Below are 17708 nucleotides of genomic sequence, written 5' to 3'. Positions count from 1 at the left end.
GCGATTCAGGTTGATTATATTTTTCAAAAACTTACGTTATTTAAACTAAAAATACCGCAAGTTAAGTAACCGTTGAAATGTAAAGTTACACAAAGAGCGATCTTGAATTGCGTTTAAATTAAAAAATAAAATATCCAATCCTCTTACAAACCATATGCACAATATCGATATACAGTTCATCAGCCTGACGGGAACATTGAGGTCTATCATTTAATAAACGAGATTAAATCAATAATGATGAATGAATACGCTATAAAATCATGCGCACATTGAAAAAATATGAATTGATAAATTTATACTTTTGAATCATCAAAATTAATATCAATAAGATAAAACAAGGTCTGAAGAGATGGGTCCTCCCCTTCAGACCTTAAGAAGCATTAAATATCTTTGCTCTATGCCCTTAATTTGAACTTTTTTGAGTAAAGATACGAGAGCCATTTAATGCCGGTGAAAGAGTACCAATTGTTTTTTATTCTTCATGTTGAACTCTATACCGGTACTGACTAGAGCATGTCCTCATTTGGTTTTGTACCAAATAAACAAACAAGCCAAGAACAACATGGGCTTATAGTTGCGAGCTAACTTTTCAAAACGAGTGGCGATACCACAAAAATGCGTTAGTCGTGCGAAGGCATTTTCAAAAAGATGCCTTAGACGATAGAGATAGGAATCAAAGTCTATCTTTGGTTTTTTGCTGTTCGATTTTCTCGGAATAATAGGAATCATCTTATGATTTCGAGCAACATAGCCTATTGCCATTAAAAGCCAAAAGACACAGTAAATTGAGTCCTGAACTCAAAATCTATAATCAGGAAATCAATAAAAGAAGAATAGGTATTCAGCATGTGTTTGGTAGCCTGAAAACCTTCAAGCTCCTTGCGGAATGCTATCGAAATAGATATCAACGACTCAGTTTGAGATTTAATTTAATCGCCGAAATCTACAACTTGGAACTGAGTAAAAATGGTTTATGAAAAACCTATTATTTATGTTGAGCAAAAGCTAGATGAACCCTTTTATTGCATTCATCTAGCCACTTTAACGAAATTAAACGACTTTATAAAATAGGTAAAATGGATGGAACCATATCCTGAATGGTTTTGCCATTACAGGTTTCGCCTAATGCAGACATTTTCCATGCACCATTGTGACGATAAACTTTAGCAATAATTAACGCTGTATAATTACCTTTTGCTGAAAGATTATATTTTGCAATTTCAACATTGGTTGTAGCGTCAACTACACGGCAAAAAGCATTTTCAACTTTTTCGAAAGTTTGTCCACGGAAGCTGCTGATTGTAAATACAATTGATTTTACTTGGCTAGGAACTTGAGTCAGATCCACATGGATCGCCTCATCATCACCTGCGCCATCACCAGTACGATTGTCACCAGAATGTTTAATACTGCCATCACGACTCTGTAATTGACCGAACCAAATGCTATCTAACGCTTTGTTATTTTCATCAAAAACAATTGCAGAGGCATCAAGATCAATCGAATCACCACCACCGCCAAACATGCCAAGTAAACCGCCTTTTTTTGCGACATCCCAACCTGCACCAAGAAATATTTTAGTTAAAGATGAACCATCACCTTTTTCTAAAGAAATTTTTTGACCTTTTACTAAGCTAATGCCCATTTATAATTTCCTTCAGTTTGAATTTGAATGACCACGACCTAAAGCCGTAGCTAACCACTGTAAATAACTCGCACGATTACGTGAGCACACAATCACTTTGCCATGTCCACGGAACTTAATCACTAAACCTTCACCACTGGTAAAACTATTGACGATATTGCCAACAAAACCACCGCTACCTGAACTTGGAATGCCAATATTATAATTTAACGATGCATCCCAAGCCGCAACATGACCATTGTCGATGGTAACTTCACCTTGCTCTGGTGTAATATCCAGTTCGAGTAAAGTTCCACTGCCAGAAATACACACTTTACCCTGCCCACTGGTTTCCATGACCACAAAACCGCCCGTGCCTCCGAACAATGCACCGCCTATATTACTTTGCACTTTTGCTTTGATCATGGTGTGTTCGGTTGCTGCAACAAAAGAGCCATCAGATAAAATATACTGTCGTTGACCCACATCCAGAATCTGCATATCACCATCCAAATTCGGTGATAAAAGACACTCTCCTGCACCTTTCACGGCTTTAATTTGCTGTTGAAACAAAGACTCTCCAGAGGTAAATTTACGCATAAAAGCTTGAAAAATTCCGCCACGTAATTTACCGCCAACTTCAAGATTTTGTTCAACCATGACCATCGCATCAGATTCACAATAGATTGCTTCACCTTGCTGCATACTGACATGTAAAAAAGGTTCTGGGCTACCAACAAGATTAAATTCTGCCATTACATTTACCTATGCTCTCACGATATTTTTATTTTTTGCTTCTGTTAACCATATCGGAAATTCTTGAAGTAAAAAGTCATACAACATTGATTCAGAAATACTTTCAATATTATCAATTTTAAAGAAATTACAATTGTCTACCACTCTCCCCTCCATGGTATCTAATTTTTCTAACACACCGTAATTTCTGCCACCAATCCCTACAAATTGCCAGAATATGGGCTGCAATGATGCCTCTTGTAAAATCTTTTTAATTTTTCTAGCTTCAGAAACACCACCATCAGAAATAAAAACAATATAGACTGGTAAATTGGATGGGCTTTCCTTGCTAAAATAATGTAACACCTCTTCAAGAACGGCAGGCTCATTATTATAGCCAGCTCCCGCATTCCATTTTTTATAGCCTCCTTGTTCTGAAGCTATATAGTTATTCAAATTATTCAGGCTTACATCATTTAAACGGAGTGCTTTTTCTGCAAATGCCCAGCACTCAAAGCTGCCATCGTCATCAAAATTGATTGCCAAAGGTATAATGCGATCCATAACTTTCTGTACATCACCACATTTATATTGATGCGACATTGAACCTGAATAATCCAATATCAATGCCACTCTTGCTTTTACCTCAAGTAACTTATTTTTTTCTAAACTAATCAGTGATTTTTTAGTGATATCAAGCAAATGGGGTGCAAATTTTTCCACCTTATCTAAAACAACTTTTTTCTTTAAATCAATTTTAGACGCTGCAGGGGCAGGAGAAGAATTTTCAGCAACCTCCCCGCCAAAATGTTTCACTAATGCGGTTAATCCACCATTAAAACCTTGTCCGATAGCAGCCATTCGCCACAGATCATTTTTAAAGTAAATTTCAGTCAACATGACTGCTTTTTCTTGGCTAAAATTTGATGGATTTAATTGATAATTTGCCAACACTTCGCCTTGCTGATTCACAAGATCAATTCGACCACTTTGAATATTTTGCATCGTTGCTTGATCATTTGCTACAGTTGCACAAATGACAAATCGGGGCGTCTGTGTCGCGTTTATTTTACTTAAATCAAAAGTAAATAAATTCAGGTTGTCTTGCTGACGATATTGCACTTCACAGTGAGGCGTCTGGGGTTGATTATAAAAAGTCATATAATCATCATGGAAAAGCTGATCGTTTTGTCCTATACCAAAACTGGATATATCGACATCAAATGCTGCTTTAAATTGCACACGTAAAGTAAATTTTTGATCATTTTGAATAACTTGATTGAGCGCTATTTTTTGTCCTGAAACTAATTGCATTATTCTTCTCTATTTTAGTACTTGAAAATAATTCAATATAAAATAGATTTATACCAATTACTTTCAAGTACTAAAAGATGACTCTTTTAGTACTTTAATTTATTCGCTTAAACTGCAACACCGTAACTTGCTGCTAACACACCCAGACCACCATTAAAGCCTTGACCGACTGCTTTGAATTTCCATTCGCCATTGTGACGATATAACTCACCAAAAATCATCGCAACTTCAGTACTACCGTCTTCAGACAAGTCGAAACGCGCCAACTCTTCTGCATTTGCATCTTGGTTAATCACACGGATATAGGCTTTATCCACCATACCGAAGTTTTGACCATTTTGCTGTCCTTCGTGGATCGTCACAGCAAATACAATTTTTGCAACTTCTTGAGGAACCTTAGACAGGTCTACAGAAATTGTTTCGTCATCACCCTCGCCATCGCCAGTACGGTTATCACCTTTATGGGTAACTGAACCACATGGTGAAACTTTTTGATTGAAGAAAATAAATTCACCATCTAAACGGACTTTACCATCTTCACCTGTTAAGAATGCAACAGCATCTAGATCGAATGCTTTACCATCTGTTGCGCGTGGATTCCAACCTAAACCCAAGTCGACTTTATTCATTGTCGGAGCAGTTTTGGAAAGATTAATATTTCCGCCTTTTGATAAATTAATAGCCATTTTTGTTTCCTTAACTTTCGTTTATGAAGATTGTTGCTTTTTACTATATGAAATTGAAGAGATGACAGCCCAAACAATGAAGGCAACACCCACTAATCCGGTAATAACCTCTGGAATATGTAATCCTGTACCGCTCGCCAACATAATCAACGCAAGTGCACCAATTGCATAATGCGCACCATGTTCTAAATATACATAAGCATCAAGCGTACCTTTTTCAACCAGATAAATGGTCATTGAACGGACAAACATCGCACCGATGGCGAGACCCAGCATTATAATTACCACATCACTGGTAATTGCAAAAGCACCGATTACACCATCGAAACTAAAAGAGGCATCTAATACTTCTAAATATAAGAAACCACCAATACCACCTTTGACAATCGTACCTGTTGCAGTGGCACCATTTGATTTTTCAGATTCATCATCATTGCTACTGCCTTCTAATAGATGGCCAATAACTTTCACCCCCACATAGACGACAATACCCCAAACACCAGCCATCATCACAACTAAACGTGATGTATCAGGGATGTAGCTTGCCAGAATAAGTAGCACAACCAATGAAATGAAAACTGAAATCGCTTGAATATTGCCTAAATCTGCTAATTTTGATTCAAGCCAATGAAACCAATGTTCATCTTTTTCATCATCAAACAAGAAATTCAGAAATACCAATAATAAGAACATGCCACCAAATGCTGCGATTTCAGCATGATGGGCCATCAGTTTTTCTGAATAAGTTGTAGGATCATTTAATGCTAATTTAGCGACTTCAATCATGCTCATATCGGCGGTGACACCGACAATAAGCAACGGGAAAATGAGTCGCATACCAAAAACAGCAACGATAATACCCACGGTTAAAAATAGGGTTCGCCAAAATTGGTTCCAATGTTTCAGTACAGAGGCATTGACGACTGCATTATCAAAGGAGAGTGATACCTCCATGACCGCTAAAATTGCAGTAATAGCCAAGACTTTGAACATTGCCATTAAGCCTGCTTGAGGGCCATGAGTAAAACCCCAATATGCCGAAATGGCCAAGCAGATAATGCTAAAGATGATCGAAAAACGGAAATGTTTCATTTTTCACCTAAAAATAGCGTTTAAATACTGATGCCATATTGACGGCACATGGCACTTAAACCACCGTTATAACCTTGACCCACGGCTCTGAACTTCCATTCACCGTTATGACGATATAACTCGCCAAAAATCATCGCGGTTTCTGTTGAATAATCTTCATTTAAGTCAAAACGTACAATTTCAACATTCGTTTGATCATTGACGACGCGAATAAACGCATTTTGCACTTGGCCAAAATTTTGACCACGGCTTGCTGCATCATGAATGGTGACAGTAATGGCAATTTTTTGCACTTCAGCGGGAACTTTCGCTAAATCAATCTTAACCGCTTCATCATCACCCTCACCCGCGCCCGTACGGTTATCACCAGTATGTTCTACAGAACCTTCAGGAGAGCGTGTTTGGTTATAAAAAATGAAATCTGTTTCAGCACGAACTTTGTCGTTTGCCGCCAATAAAAATGCCGAAGCATCCAAATCAAAATCTACGCCATCAGTGGCCCGAGCATCCCAACCTAAGCCAATCAAAACTTGGTTAAGTGATGGATCTGTTTTGCTTAAAGATAGATTTCCACCTTTATTTAATGAAATCGCCATAATTTTCCCTCTTCTTTATTACATGTAAATTAAATGGATAGCGTTAATCTTTTGAGCCTTTGGTCCAACGGAAACCAAAACCATAAAACTGATCTAAGGTTTTTTGACCTTCAAAATAACGGACTTCTCGATTGGCTTGAATTTCGCCATTTATATTTTTTAATTCTACAATTGCACAGGTAGTTAATTGATTACCTTCAGTTAAACGTACCTCAATTTCAGGTTGATCTGGAAGATGAATGGTCACTACCCCATCTGTTGCTGCCCACTGCGCTGCACCTTCATAAATATAGGTATAGATGACAATTCGCTCAATGCGATCCCATTGATTACCATTAATATGTAAATTTTCACCATTTATAGATGCACCCGTACGATCATCTGCATCTAATTTGATATAAGGCATTTGGTCAAAATGACCAAATCGGTTTCCAAGCGGTTGGACTAAATCAATACTGCCATCTTTAAGCTGTACCATCGCCCCTAAATCTAAATCAATTGAATTAGAACGGGTTAATTTTTGGAAAAAGGATTCAGATTTAGCTGCAGATTTATTCCAGTTTAAATTCACTGAAATTTTGCCAAAGCCTGCGCCTTTTTTAGTTAAATTAATTCTAGAATTATTTTTATCTAACTTAATTTTTGACAAGTTAAGGTTCGACTTCGATGGTATTGGTGTTGGTGTTGGTGTTGGTGTTGGTGTTGGTGTTGGTGTTGGTGTTGGTGTTGGTGTTGGTGTTGGTGTTGGTGTTGGTGTTGGTGTTGGTGAAATGTTACTTTGAGTCTCCTCAATCACCACACCAAAGTTTTCAGCCAAAGGTTTTAAGCCCCCATTAAAACCTTGATCGATAAATCTAAATTTCCATTTATCATTATGCTTATACACTTCAGCCAAAATTAGGGCTTTTTCAGTTTTAGCCTGAGTCTGAATCAATGCATTGGCGATGGTTTGATGAGCGGATAAAAGTTCCATCTGAATAGGAGATATTCGACTAAAATTATTCGGTTCATTGAGCGTTGCACATAAGGTGACTTTTTGAATGTCTGGATCAAGCAATGCGGTATTAATTTTAAGTTGAGTTAAATAGGGATCATTTGAACTAGATTGAACTAAAACAACACTCTGATTCGGGGTTTGAGGCTGTCCATAGAAAATCATATCTTGGTCACCGCGCACTTTTTGGGTGTCTTTTGCTAAAAGATATGCAGTCAGATCGAGTTCTATTTGCATAGGGACAGTTGTTTTTATGAGTATTTCAATAATTTCAGATGCTAAAGCAATATTCCCACCAGCAACAAGTTGCATATTATCCTCTTATGATATTGTAATATTTTCTTTTAATTCATTAACCACATGAATTATTGATATAAAAAATTAAGATTGCTCGTCAAAAAACGAGTTAAATAAGCCCCTAATGTTTTAACATATTTTTTTTAAGCACAATAGCAAAATTGAGTTTTTTAATCAATTTTGGCAATTTCATATCAGGTCTTACAAAATTATTGCATCAACAGCATAAAAAACTATATATTCCCGACGCGGTATATATGACAAGCACAAATTAATAATTGTTATTCAAGAAAATTGAGATCAAATCAACTGTGAAATCGCACTATAATATCTGGATTGCTGAAAGTTACTCCTGTCAAAATGACATTATTCAATTATTAAAACGCTCAAATTTATCTGCCCATCTGACGATTTTTTGTTCTCATAGTAAACAACGTCCAGAATTAAAACTCTGCGCAGATTATTTTTTTCAACAACCTCCCGTTGAACACAGTGCAGATTGGCTTTTAGAACAATGTAAAGTGCATTCCATTCAACTGCTGTTTTGTGGAAAACACAGTCAATTTATTGAAAAATTTCGTGAAGAATTTGCTCGGCATGATATTCAACTGGTGACAGGTGCCACTGGCATAGCACAGCATGAAAACATGAACAATAAATTCCTATTCGGAGAAATTTGTGAAGCTTTAAACCTACCAAACATTCCTGCTGCAAAAGTGGATCATGTCGTTGGATTAAAGCAAGCGATTGATGATTATCAAAAAAAATATTCACATATTTGTGCAAAACCTGTGTACGGCGTATATGGTTCTGGTTTTGTTCAACTACGAGATGAAGTTTCATATTTTAAGCAATTTCAACTCAATACGCAGTGTAATACGCAACAATTTATAGAGGCCTATGCTCAATTAGATCAACCTATTGAATATTTGATTATGCCTTTTTTAACAGGACAAGAATGTTCCGTGGATATTGCCTGTAGCCATGGGCAAATTTTAGCCTTAGTGACCCGTGTTAAATTTAAATTTTATCAGCAATGCTATATCGAGCATCCTTGTCATGCAATCTGCAAAATTCTGGTGCAACATTTCCAATGTGATGGATTGATCAATATTCAATTTAAGCAAGACGATCTGGGGGTATGGCATATTTTAGAAATTAACCCGCGTCCCGCAGGTGGTTTTGCCTATACACAACATACTGGAATTAATTTAATTGCAGAACTGATGGCTGAAAAATTGCAATTGACACTGCAACATACTGACTTCGTTCCCCTCGTTCAAGTTTTACCCATTACACAAAGTTTCAAAATGGATTGTACGCATTGATAAAACATATTGATTTAAGTCGTGGTCGTATTAGTGTGACTGTGAATCAGCATCATCCACAATGGAAATTGGATGATCTGCTCAGTTTTGCAGAAAGAATTAACCCCAAACGTGCATTCTTATTTGTTTCTAAAGTTCTTGGAAAACATATCCCTGTTGCACCATCGGCAATGCAAAAAAGTTATCAAGACCTTGCTGCAATCATTCCTAAAGATTTGCCCTACCCCATTAGCGTGATTGGTATGGCAGAGACCGCAGTGGGTTTAGGGGCAGGCGTTTATCGCGAACTCAAACAAGATTTTGGGCAAAATGCCATTTTTTTAACCACTACGCGACATCCCGTTGAAACCTTACCGACCTTAGGCTTGTTTTTAGAAGAACATAGCCATGCACAAGATCAATTTATTTTATCCAGTCATGATCCGCTTAAGCATCAACATATTATTGCATCGAAAACGCTCATTTTAATTGATGATGAAATTTCAACAGGAAAGACCTTTAGAAATTTAATCTTGAGCCTAAAAAAATCGGGTTTACAACAGGTTGAACGGATTATTTTGGTGACCTTGGTCAATTGGGCGGAACAACATTTAGTCACTGATGACTTAGGGATTCCAGTTGAAGTGGTGTCATTATTACATGGTCATTGGCAGTGGCAGCCGAACCAACAACCTATTGACATTGACATGCCCGATGTCAGCTCAACCCAGCAGCAAGCTCAAAAAATTATTGCTCCTCATGATTGGGGACGCGAACCAACCTTTCTAGATTGTAGCGCTTGGCAAAATATTCAACCGCCTTTGCCTCATGAAAAAATCTTGGTCTTAGGTTCGGGTGAGTTTAGTTGGGTTCCATTTCTAATTGCCGAGCAATTAGAGCAGCAAGGGGCGGAAGTTTATTACAGCTCAACCACGCGCTCTCCCATCAAACAAGGTCATGCCGTTGAAAGTATTTGTGCATTTAAAGACAATTATGGACTGAATATTAATAACTATGCCTATAACGTTAAACATCAACAGTTTGATCGGGTTTTATTGGTCATTGAAACAGCACAAGATAGCGTCGATCCTGTCCTGTTTGAACAAATAAAAAATTTGGAAATTATTAGTTATGAATCCTAAGCCGTTAATTTTTGTTGACTTAGATGACACGCTGTTTCAAACAAATCGTAAAAGTCCCCCGACACCGCTACATAAAATTGCCACGCTAGATCAATTTGGTGAGCCGCTGTCTTATATGCTTCCCAAACAGCAAATTTTTGTGAATTGGTTGTTGGCATCTGCTGATGTTATTCCTGTGACTGCACGCTCAGTTGCAGGCTTGCAGCGGGTACATCTTCCTTTTCTGCATGGTGCGGTATGCTCACATGGTGGAACCATTTTAGCGGCAGATCAACAGGTTGATCAGGAATGGCTTGCCATCCAGCACAAGGCGGCGGCTGAATTGGATGAGTTACTGGATGAATTGCCAGCGCTATTGCTCGATTATGCCAAACCATTTGGTTCAATTCGGACGTGGACGATGCAAGAAAATGGTGGGAAAATTTATACCGTTGCCAAGCAAAATGATCCTGCGCCTTTATTTCTGCACCAAATGATTGAACAGTTACCTGCTGAAGTACTTGAACACTGCTATGTCCATATCAATGGCAATAATTTAGCCATTCTTCCCAAGTTTGTGTCTAAACAAAAAGCGGTTGAATTTTTTATCAATAAATATGACCCAAATCGCGAACGTGCCATTTTAGGTTGGGGCGATAGTTTGTCTGATGCAGGCTTTTTAGGCTGCTGTGATTGGTTTGGTATGCCTAAAAATAGTCAGTTGGATAAATTTTTAGTACAAAATCTAGCACAAGATCATCAGGCAAAAGGATATTTAGGACATGTATAAAAACCATGCGTTAGCATCTAGTCTTCAAACACTGGGGTTCCATGGCTCTTATCGACCTGAAGATGTGACCTTCTTGCTCAATATTGATGAAATAGACCCCACACCCGTAGCTGAAAAAGAGTATCTGATTCAATCTGGGAAAAAACACTATTCACAAATGATTAGTGTTGAACATCCACCTTCAGATGAGCAAATGCGACATTTTGAATACGCTTTTGAGCAAGGTGCTGAACGTCTGGCAAGTGATGTGCAGAAGATTGGCAACTCACTGATGGTTCGATTTCCCAAGCAACCGATTATTTTAGTTAGCTTGGTTCGCGCTGGCGTCCCTTTAGGTGTACTCCTTAAACACTATATTCACAAGCATCAGGATTGTGAGCATTACGGGATTAGTATTATCCGTGATCGCGGTATTGATTTTGCAGCATTGCAGGCGATTATCGAACAACACGGCGCGGAAAATATTGTTTTTGTCGATGGCTGGACGGGTAAGGGTGCAATTTGTCGAGAATTGACCCAAAATTTGGCAGATTATCCGGCATTATTTGATGCAGGGTGGGAGGTTCCTCGCCTTGTGACCTTAGCCGATTTAGGTGGTTATTCGTGGTTAAGTGCCAGTTGTGAAGATTGGCTGATTCCTTTTGGTATGCTAGGTTCCGTGATCTCAGGCTTAATCTCACGAACTATTTTAAAAGATACAATTGATTTCGATCTGGCAAAGAAAAATTGCTACGATCCGAATAATTGGCATAGCTGTTTAATCTATCAACATCTGGCTCAGTATGATATTTCAGTTGAGTTTATCGACAAAATATTAAATCTTATTCAACAGCATCCGCATAGCGATTTGGCAAATTGGAATAATCACATTCGACTCAAACAACAAAAAATTTGTTTAGACACCATTGACTGGATATCTGAGACTTACGCGATTAAAAATATTAATCATATTAAGCCCAGCATTGCAGAAGCCACGCGCGCTGTATTAAGACGCGTTCCTGAAAAAATATTAATCCGTGATCCATCCAATCCACATGTACAATTACTGCTGCATTTTGCCAAAGAACGGAATATTGCCGTAGATATTTTAGGTGCCAAGTTAGGCCCATATCATGCAGTGACTCTGATAAAAAAAGTCGAGAAAAATAAATGAAACAACTGCAACATGCGATTGAGCTGGGTGCAACCATGTACATTCCTGCAACCCATGAGCAATTATGGGAAGTGACTGAAGGCATTAAATTTCCGATACTGAAGTCTATTGCGGTCTGTTTAGAAGATGCCGTGTTGGAAAAAGATGTACAAACAGCCATGGTCAACTTAAAGCACTTATTACAAAAACGTTTAGAGCAGCCAAACTTAAAAGCACCTGCGATATTTATTCGCCCTAGAAATATTGAAATGGCGAAACATATTGTCGATTGGGACTTAAATCACACCTATAGTGGCATGATTTTACCCAAGTTTACGCTGCACGATTTAAAGCAGTGGATGGACATTTTGCCACCCAATATCAACCTGATGCCGACGCTTGAAACCAAAGAAATTTTTGATATGGGTCATAATATGGAGCTTAATCAAGCACTCAAATATGACTTTCATAAAACCCTATGTCTAAGAATTGGCGGTAATGACCTGTTGTCCTGTTTACATTTACGTCGCCCTAAAAACAGTACGATTTACCAAACTCCAGTGGGGATGTTAATTGCACAATTGGCAGGCTTATTTATTCCAGCGGGCTTTCAACTCAGTTCACCCGTATGTGAACATATTGACCGCACGCAATTGCTGATGGATGAATTATGCCAAGATATGAATAACGGCATTTATACCAAAACGGCCATTCATCCCTCACAAATTGAATATATTCATCGCGCCTTTCAAATCAATAGCGAAGAATTTAATGAAGCACAGCAAATTTTAGCGCAAGATGCGAAAAGTGTATTTAAAAGCCACGGCTCCATGTTAGAACCAGCGACACATCGTAATTGGGCAGAAATGATTTTATTACGCTATAAAACTTTTGGTTTATCTAAACCTCAAGCCTCAAGCCAAGATAAATTCATGCTCAATACATTCTCACTTTAACTATTTTTACTGCCAGATGAAGTTGAAGCTGCTGACTTAGTGAAGCGTATCTTGAAAAACGTAAGAGTTTAATGGTGTAGGCTTATTCATCTGAATAATTATATTATTGAATAAGCCTTTAGATAGGCGATGTCTTAAGACGTGATTTATCCGTGACTGGCTTTGGTGCATTGGGGCACTTAGGTATCCTTGCTTCATCTAACAATGTTGCCCAAGTTATGAATGCTACAGCCTATGCGAACGTGGTTCAAAACGTAACTGTTTCAGGCTTCAAAGTAGATACATATTGGGGAGCTAAAGCTAAGTCAAAATTCACTTAGAAATCACCATATACTTCAGCAACCAATCAGATCAACACACTTTCTACTCAACAAAAGCCTCATGTTTCTTATAACTTTGATCCTTAACTGCCAATCCTGCTGTACAGGTATGCTCATCGTATAGTTCAAGTGGTACATGTACTTCATATACTTGGCAGAAAGGCTCTTTCCGCTGTGATGCATTTGTCAAATGGCTATATACCTAAACAGGTAACGGCGATTTAGGTGGCAGCTTCCCAAATACGACATTTGGCAGCTCATTACTCACAATTACTCGAACGTAACTTAAAGCTTTAACAATGCTCTTACTTGAAAGTGATTCACACAGGTAAGGGTATATTGACTTGAAATAAAAGGTTGTATGAAAAATAACAGTAAAATGCTTTATATCAGCATTTCGGTAGTAGTGATATTTCTTGTAGGGATCATCATTTATGCAAAAAAAAGTAATAATGCAAATTTAGATGGGCAAGTTAGCACTAAGGATAAAATAAATAATCCAATGGCCCCTACCAAAACTGAAGATGGTTCAATGATTGACTCGCAAAATCTGCCAAGCGGTACACCACCAAAATGGGCACAGAATCTTATGGATATTAATGATAATCTGGCATATTCACGAGAAGATAAAATTCAAAATTTAGTTGAACTGCTCAAACAAAATGAATCTAATCCACAAGCTTTAAGTGGAATCCTTATTTCATTGACTGCTCTAAATCCTATTGAGGCTGCAGATGATATTATTCCTTATCTGAAGAGTTCTGATCCAAAGGTCCAAAGTACAGCGCTTGGTGCTCTTAATAATGCTTCGCTTCTAACTGAAAAAGAACATGAATTGAAACGCTCATTGCCTGAAAATGAGGCAGTACGTAAACGAATTTCTGAAGCTGTAAATGAATTGAAATCAAACCCAGATACGTCAGCTAAAGTAAAACAAGCGTTGATTTCAACCTATTCTGCAACTAACCCATCATTGGAAGATACTCAGGCAATGAAATTTTGAGCCAAAGTAGGATTACGCCGAATGAAGCAAGTTATTTGGCAACATCAGTTTTGAATGGAAAAGAGTTATCTACTGTATTAACAGCTTTAAATAATAAGGATACTACTGTGAGAGATACTGTAATCAGTAGTATTGGAGCAAGTATTGCTGAAAATTCGAGCATTGTTTCAACTTTACCCCAGCATCAACGAGAACAACTCTCGAATTTCATTCACAATAATCCACCCAAAAGTTCTGATGAAAACTTCATTTATTTAAATGATCCGTGGAAACATACCTTGAATATTTTAGATAGTAATATTTAATTCACTGAACAACGGTTCCCTCATTTGTAGGGAGCCAGAGCGTAAAATCGTATAGACGATAAATCAAGCAAAAATAACATGCCGAATCATTAAATCGCATTAGCGATTAAGATTGTACTCTAAGACGTTTCCCATAAGTTCTTCGACCTACACCAGCACAAGTAGGACACCAAGAGTCATTGTATAATATACTCTGGAAAGTAGGATTCCATATATGACCTTTACCGCAATCAACGTTTATTTTCTGGCGTACATTTCTGTATTCGGTAGAGAGTAGCTTTTCTCCTTTTAGCCTCAACGAAGTCACGAACAAATATATCTATGGAGCTTATAACACGAAACACTGCCAATAGTTCATTGCAGACCGACATGTGCATGCAGTGATTCTACCAAGAGAAAATACGAAGCCTTGAAAAAAACAAAAAACTGGGATATTTAGAGAGAAATGAATTACTGAAAACAATCAAATGGACTAGGAAGAACGATTTGGAAAAATGGTCTGGGTATAATAGGCGAAGCTTGGTAGAAACCAAGATGCATTGCATCAAATTATTGGGAGATAAACTCAGTGCTAGGAACTTTCAAAGCCAAGTGAATGGGATTCATGCCCGTGTGGCCGTACTCAATAAATTTACGGAATTAGGCCGACCTCATACCCAAGTTGTCACTTAAACCTGAGTTGCTTAGGGTAAATCTAATCTTTAAATCTTTGTGCAACAAAGCCGACTGAACCTAAGAATCAGCACACCCGAAGGTGCCCCCTCAGCCCTGCCACAAAAAAAGAGGGACTAGCTGCTCCACAACATGTAAAATGAGGTTTCACATATTGTCTTTGTTTATGGGTCTGTCAAAATCCACTGACGATGTAGGTCAGCAGGCTAAGGAGATCATCTGCACGGTGTAGAGCGTCAAGTCAGCTAAAAGAATGAATAATTGAAATTATTTAGAATTATGAAATGTTTGAATAAGAATATAGTCAGATTTAAATACAGTTTTTTAAACTACATTCCTTAATCTTCTAAATACGGCTAAAAGAAGCCAATTCAATCCAAAATTTGATGTAGTGACCATTCTTTACAAAATGATAGACAATAAAAAAGCCCCTATATTGATATAGGGGCTTTTTGAATTTGGCGGAAGCGGTGAGATTCGAACTCACGGAGGACTCACACCCTCGTCGGTTTTCAAGACCGGTGCATTAAACCGCTCTGCCACGCTTCCATGTGCGCAAGAATACTAAGCTTTTCCATTTTAGACAAGTAAAAAATACGGTTAAAGCATTCAAGTGCATATTGTTTCATCAATTCCTTAAAGTTTGGCTGCAATTTCAGCACCATCGCGGATTGCACGCTTTGCATCAAGCTCTGCTGCAAGCTTTGCACCACCAATAATATGGTAATTGGCTAAAGTAGCTTGCCCTTCATTTGGCATTAAATCTTTCACAGATTCTTGTCCTGCACACACCACAATTGTATCCACTCGAAGTAACTGATCCTGACCATTGGTTTCAACCCATAAACCTTCATTGGTCACCGCTTTATATTGCACACCACGTAACATGCGTACCGCATGCTTTTTTAATTGGGCTCGATGCACCCAACCCGAAGTCTTACCCAGCCCAATGCCTAACGGCGTGGTTTTACGTTGTAATAAATAAATTTCACGTACAGGCGCTTCAACTTCTGCGCGCTGTAAACCACCTTCTGTCATATAGTGCGCTTCAGGATCGACGCCCCATTCTCGCTTCCATTCTGCCAAAGGTTGTGGCTGAGGCTGATGTGGTGGTTTCAACAAAAATTCGGACACATCAAAACCAATTCCCCCTGCGCCAATCACGGCAACACGGTGACCGACTGCTGCTCCACGCAGTACTTCCGCATAAGAAAGTACATTCGGCGTATCACTACCTTGAATCTTTAAGGCACGTGGCACGACTCCCGTAGCAATAATGACCTCTTCAAAACCTTCTCGTTCTAATTGTTCACGGCTGACTTGGGTATTTAAACGTAGCTCAACCCCTGTTTTTTCCAGTTGCACTTTAAAATAGCGAATCGTTTCGTGGAATTCTTCTTTGCCAGGAATCACTTTAGCTAAATTAAATTGTCCACCTACTTCATGACTGGCTTCAAACAATGTCACTTGATGTCCACGTTCTGCCGCAACTGTCGCTGCCGACATGCCTGCCACACCACCACCTACAACCGCGACACGTTTAGGCTTAGCGGTTTTGACATAAACCAATTCAGTCTCAAATGCTGCACGTGGGTTGACCAAGCAAGTTGCTCGTTGATTTTTAAAGGTATGATCCAAACACGCCTGATTACAGGCAATACAGGTATTAATCTCATCTACCCGATTAGTCGCAGTTTTATTGACCCAATAAGGATCTGCCAAGAATGGACGTGCCATTTGCACCATATCGGCTTTGCCTTGCGCCAATATTTCTTCCGCTGTGTCTGGCATATTAATTCGGTTTGAGGCAATCACAGGTACTGTCACATGCTTTTTCACTTCTGCGGTATAGTCAGCGAATGCTGCACGTGGCACCGAAGTCACAATGGTTGGAATACGGGCTTCATGCCAACCAATGCCTGTATTTAATAACGTAATACCTGCTTTTTCTAAAGCTTGTGCAACGGTAATCACTTCTTGCATGGTGTTGCCATCATGGACCAAATCCAACATAGATAAGCGGAAACAGATAATAAATTTCTCCCCCACTTTCTGACGGATTGCTTTGACAATTTCAACCGCAAAACGCATACGGTTATCAATCGAACCACCCCAACGATCTTGTCGTTGATTGACATGACGGCTTAAAAACTGATTCAGTAAATAACCTTCAGAACCCATAATTTCGATACCATCATAACCTGCCAATTTTGCAAGATGTGATGTTTGGGCATAATCTTGAATAGTCGCCAAAATCTGCTTTTCGCTCATTTGACGTGGTTTGAATGGTGAAATTGGCGACTTGATCGGGCTAGCAGACACCACGAAAGGTTGATAACCATAACGACCTGAATGCAAAATCTGCATCAAAATTTTAGCCCCATGCTGATGCACCGCATGGGTCACCAAACGATGTGGCGCAATATCCCCCATAGTATTCATGGTACCGCCTGCTGGAAGTAGCCAACCTTGACGGTTCGGCGAAATTCCACCCGTAATAATCAGCCCAACCCCACCTTTCGCGCGCTCGCCAAAATAGGCAGCCAGTTTAGGATAATTATAAAAACGGTCTTCTAAACCTGTATGCATAGAGCCCATCACCACACGGTTTTTAATGGTGGTAAAACCCAAATGTAGGGGTTTCAAAATATTTGCATAGGGTGTGGTCATGGTGAATCCTTATAATTTATTTGCTTTGCAACTTGTTGCATAATACTTTAACGTGATTTTTTATTTTGTTTATGGCTTTAGCAGACTGATTCGC

General features: G+C 38.6%; 16 protein-coding genes, 1 tRNA gene and 2 pseudogenes. 9 read left to right on the top strand and 10 right to left on the bottom strand.

The window, feature by feature from the left end:
• Positions 1 to 519: 519 nt before the first annotated feature.
• Positions 520 to 744: pseudogene (locus M5E07_RS04655) on the bottom strand (IS5/IS1182 family transposase); the annotation flags it as partial.
• Positions 745 to 755: 11 nt separating this feature from the next.
• On the opposite strand from M5E07_RS04655, the gene M5E07_RS04650 reads away from it, so the two are divergent.
• Complete coding sequence (locus tag M5E07_RS04650; protein WP_350464051.1) at positions 756 to 977, top strand: hypothetical protein; 222 nt, start codon at positions 756 to 758, stop codon at positions 975 to 977.
• Between the two features lie 83 nt (positions 978 to 1060).
• Here the strand turns inward: M5E07_RS04650 and M5E07_RS04645 are convergent, their stop codons facing one another.
• The 7 genes from M5E07_RS04645 to M5E07_RS04615 all read right to left on the bottom strand — a co-directional run bounded on the left by M5E07_RS04645 (position 1061) and on the right by M5E07_RS04615 (position 7353).
• A complete protein-coding gene (locus M5E07_RS04645; protein ID WP_004649611.1) occupies positions 1061 to 1645 on the bottom strand; it encodes a TerD family protein in 585 nt (194 codons plus the stop codon).
• A gap of 12 nt (positions 1646 to 1657) precedes the next feature.
• Entirely contained in the window at positions 1658 to 2380 is a 723-nt protein-coding gene (locus M5E07_RS04640; protein ID WP_252222463.1) for a TIGR00266 family protein, read from the bottom strand.
• Positions 2381 to 2389: 9 nt separating this feature from the next.
• A complete protein-coding gene (locus M5E07_RS04635; protein ID WP_252222460.1) occupies positions 2390 to 3673 on the bottom strand; it encodes a vWA domain-containing protein in 1284 nt (427 codons plus the stop codon).
• A 107-nt stretch (positions 3674 to 3780) separates the two neighbouring features.
• Positions 3781 to 4359: a TerD family protein gene (locus tag M5E07_RS04630; protein ID WP_074945855.1), complete on the bottom strand. Its 579-nt coding sequence runs from the start codon at positions 4357 to 4359 to the stop codon at positions 3781 to 3783.
• A gap of 21 nt (positions 4360 to 4380) precedes the next feature.
• Positions 4381 to 5451 (bottom strand): DUF475 domain-containing protein, encoded by a 1071-nt coding sequence (locus tag M5E07_RS04625; RefSeq protein WP_252222457.1) that lies wholly within the window; start codon positions 5449 to 5451, stop codon positions 4381 to 4383.
• 20 nt (positions 5452 to 5471) lie between these two features.
• Positions 5472 to 6047 (bottom strand): TerD family protein, encoded by a 576-nt coding sequence (locus M5E07_RS04620; protein ID WP_252222453.1) that lies wholly within the window; start codon positions 6045 to 6047, stop codon positions 5472 to 5474.
• Positions 6048 to 6090: 43 nt separating this feature from the next.
• A complete protein-coding gene (locus tag M5E07_RS04615) occupies positions 6091 to 7353 on the bottom strand; it encodes a TerD family protein (protein WP_252222450.1) in 1263 nt (420 codons plus the stop codon).
• 296 nt (positions 7354 to 7649) lie between these two features.
• On the opposite strand from M5E07_RS04615, the gene M5E07_RS04610 reads away from it, so the two are divergent.
• The 8 genes and pseudogenes from M5E07_RS04610 to M5E07_RS04575 all read left to right on the top strand — a co-directional run.
• Positions 7650 to 8666 (top strand): ATP-grasp domain-containing protein, encoded by a 1017-nt coding sequence (locus M5E07_RS04610; RefSeq protein ID WP_252222447.1) that lies wholly within the window; start codon positions 7650 to 7652, stop codon positions 8664 to 8666.
• The gene (locus M5E07_RS04605; RefSeq protein ID WP_252223690.1) at positions 8666 to 9787 is read left to right on the top strand and encodes a phosphoribosyltransferase domain-containing protein; all 1122 of its coding nucleotides are present in this window, start codon (positions 8666 to 8668) and stop codon (positions 9785 to 9787) included. The genes M5E07_RS04610 and M5E07_RS04605 overlap by 1 nt, the downstream gene beginning before the upstream one ends.
• The gene (locus M5E07_RS04600; protein ID WP_252222444.1) at positions 9777 to 10556 is read left to right on the top strand and encodes an HAD family hydrolase; all 780 of its coding nucleotides are present in this window, start codon (positions 9777 to 9779) and stop codon (positions 10554 to 10556) included. The genes M5E07_RS04605 and M5E07_RS04600 overlap by 11 nt, the downstream gene beginning before the upstream one ends.
• Positions 10549 to 11709 carry a cysteine protease StiP domain-containing protein gene (locus M5E07_RS04595; RefSeq protein WP_252222441.1) on the top strand — a complete coding sequence of 387 codons (1161 nt, stop codon included), beginning with the start codon at positions 10549 to 10551 and terminating at the stop codon, positions 11707 to 11709. The genes M5E07_RS04600 and M5E07_RS04595 overlap by 8 nt, the downstream gene beginning before the upstream one ends.
• On the top strand, positions 11706 to 12644 hold the full coding sequence (locus M5E07_RS04590) for an HpcH/HpaI aldolase/citrate lyase family protein (RefSeq protein ID WP_116762325.1): 939 nt from the start codon (positions 11706 to 11708) through the stop codon (positions 12642 to 12644). Before M5E07_RS04595 ends, M5E07_RS04590 begins: the two co-directional genes overlap by 4 nt.
• A gap of 681 nt (positions 12645 to 13325) precedes the next feature.
• Positions 13326 to 13967: a HEAT repeat domain-containing protein gene (locus M5E07_RS04585; RefSeq protein ID WP_252222438.1), complete on the top strand. Its 642-nt coding sequence runs from the start codon at positions 13326 to 13328 to the stop codon at positions 13965 to 13967.
• A 107-nt stretch (positions 13968 to 14074) separates the two neighbouring features.
• On the top strand, positions 14075 to 14272 hold the full coding sequence (locus M5E07_RS04580; protein ID WP_252222435.1) for a hypothetical protein: 198 nt from the start codon (positions 14075 to 14077) through the stop codon (positions 14270 to 14272).
• A gap of 314 nt (positions 14273 to 14586) precedes the next feature.
• Positions 14587 to 14944, top strand: a pseudogene (locus M5E07_RS04575) (transposase); the annotation flags it as partial.
• Positions 14945 to 15403: 459 nt separating this feature from the next.
• On the opposite strand, the gene M5E07_RS04570 reads toward M5E07_RS04575, so the two are convergent.
• Positions 15404 to 15493: transfer RNA gene (locus M5E07_RS04570), tRNA-Ser, on the bottom strand.
• A gap of 87 nt (positions 15494 to 15580) precedes the next feature.
• Entirely contained in the window at positions 15581 to 17614 is a 2034-nt protein-coding gene (locus tag M5E07_RS04565) for an NADPH-dependent 2,4-dienoyl-CoA reductase (protein WP_252222432.1), read from the bottom strand.
• Positions 17615 to 17708 lie beyond the last annotated feature (94 nt).

The organism is Acinetobacter tibetensis, from assembly GCF_023824315.1.
Lineage (GTDB): Bacteria > Pseudomonadota > Gammaproteobacteria > Pseudomonadales > Moraxellaceae > Acinetobacter > Acinetobacter tibetensis.
Note: the sequence above shows the minus strand (reverse complement) of the source record. Positions and strands in the feature narration are given on the sequence as shown.

What these genes read in the sequence shown, in the direction of transcription:
- M5E07_RS04645 (WP_004649611.1), bottom strand. Translation starts at nt 1,645, where the DNA reads ATGGGCATTAGCTTAGTAAAAGGTCAAAAAATTTCTTTAGAAAAAGGT.
- M5E07_RS04640 (WP_252222463.1), bottom strand. Translation starts at nt 2,380, where the DNA reads ATGGCAGAATTTAATCTTGTTGGTAGCCCAGAACCTTTTTTACATGTC.
- M5E07_RS04635 (WP_252222460.1), bottom strand. Translation starts at nt 3,673, where the DNA reads ATGCAATTAGTTTCAGGACAAAAAATAGCGCTCAATCAAGTTATTCAA.
- M5E07_RS04630 (WP_074945855.1), bottom strand. Translation starts at nt 4,359, where the DNA reads ATGGCTATTAATTTATCAAAAGGCGGAAATATTAATCTTTCCAAAACT.
- M5E07_RS04625 (WP_252222457.1), bottom strand. Translation starts at nt 5,451, where the DNA reads ATGAAACATTTCCGTTTTTCGATCATCTTTAGCATTATCTGCTTGGCC.
- M5E07_RS04620 (WP_252222453.1), bottom strand. Translation starts at nt 6,047, where the DNA reads ATGGCGATTTCATTAAATAAAGGTGGAAATCTATCTTTAAGCAAAACA.
- M5E07_RS04615 (WP_252222450.1), bottom strand. Translation starts at nt 7,353, where the DNA reads ATGCAACTTGTTGCTGGTGGGAATATTGCTTTAGCATCTGAAATTATT.
- M5E07_RS04600 (WP_252222444.1), top strand. Translation starts at nt 9,777, where the DNA reads ATGAATCCTAAGCCGTTAATTTTTGTTGACTTAGATGACACGCTGTTT.
- M5E07_RS04595 (WP_252222441.1), top strand. Translation starts at nt 10,549, where the DNA reads ATGTATAAAAACCATGCGTTAGCATCTAGTCTTCAAACACTGGGGTTC.
- M5E07_RS04590 (WP_116762325.1), top strand. Translation starts at nt 11,706, where the DNA reads ATGAAACAACTGCAACATGCGATTGAGCTGGGTGCAACCATGTACATT.
- M5E07_RS04585 (WP_252222438.1), top strand. Translation starts at nt 13,326, where the DNA reads ATGAAAAATAACAGTAAAATGCTTTATATCAGCATTTCGGTAGTAGTG.
- M5E07_RS04565 (WP_252222432.1), bottom strand. Translation starts at nt 17,614, where the DNA reads ATGACCACACCCTATGCAAATATTTTGAAACCCCTACATTTGGGTTTT.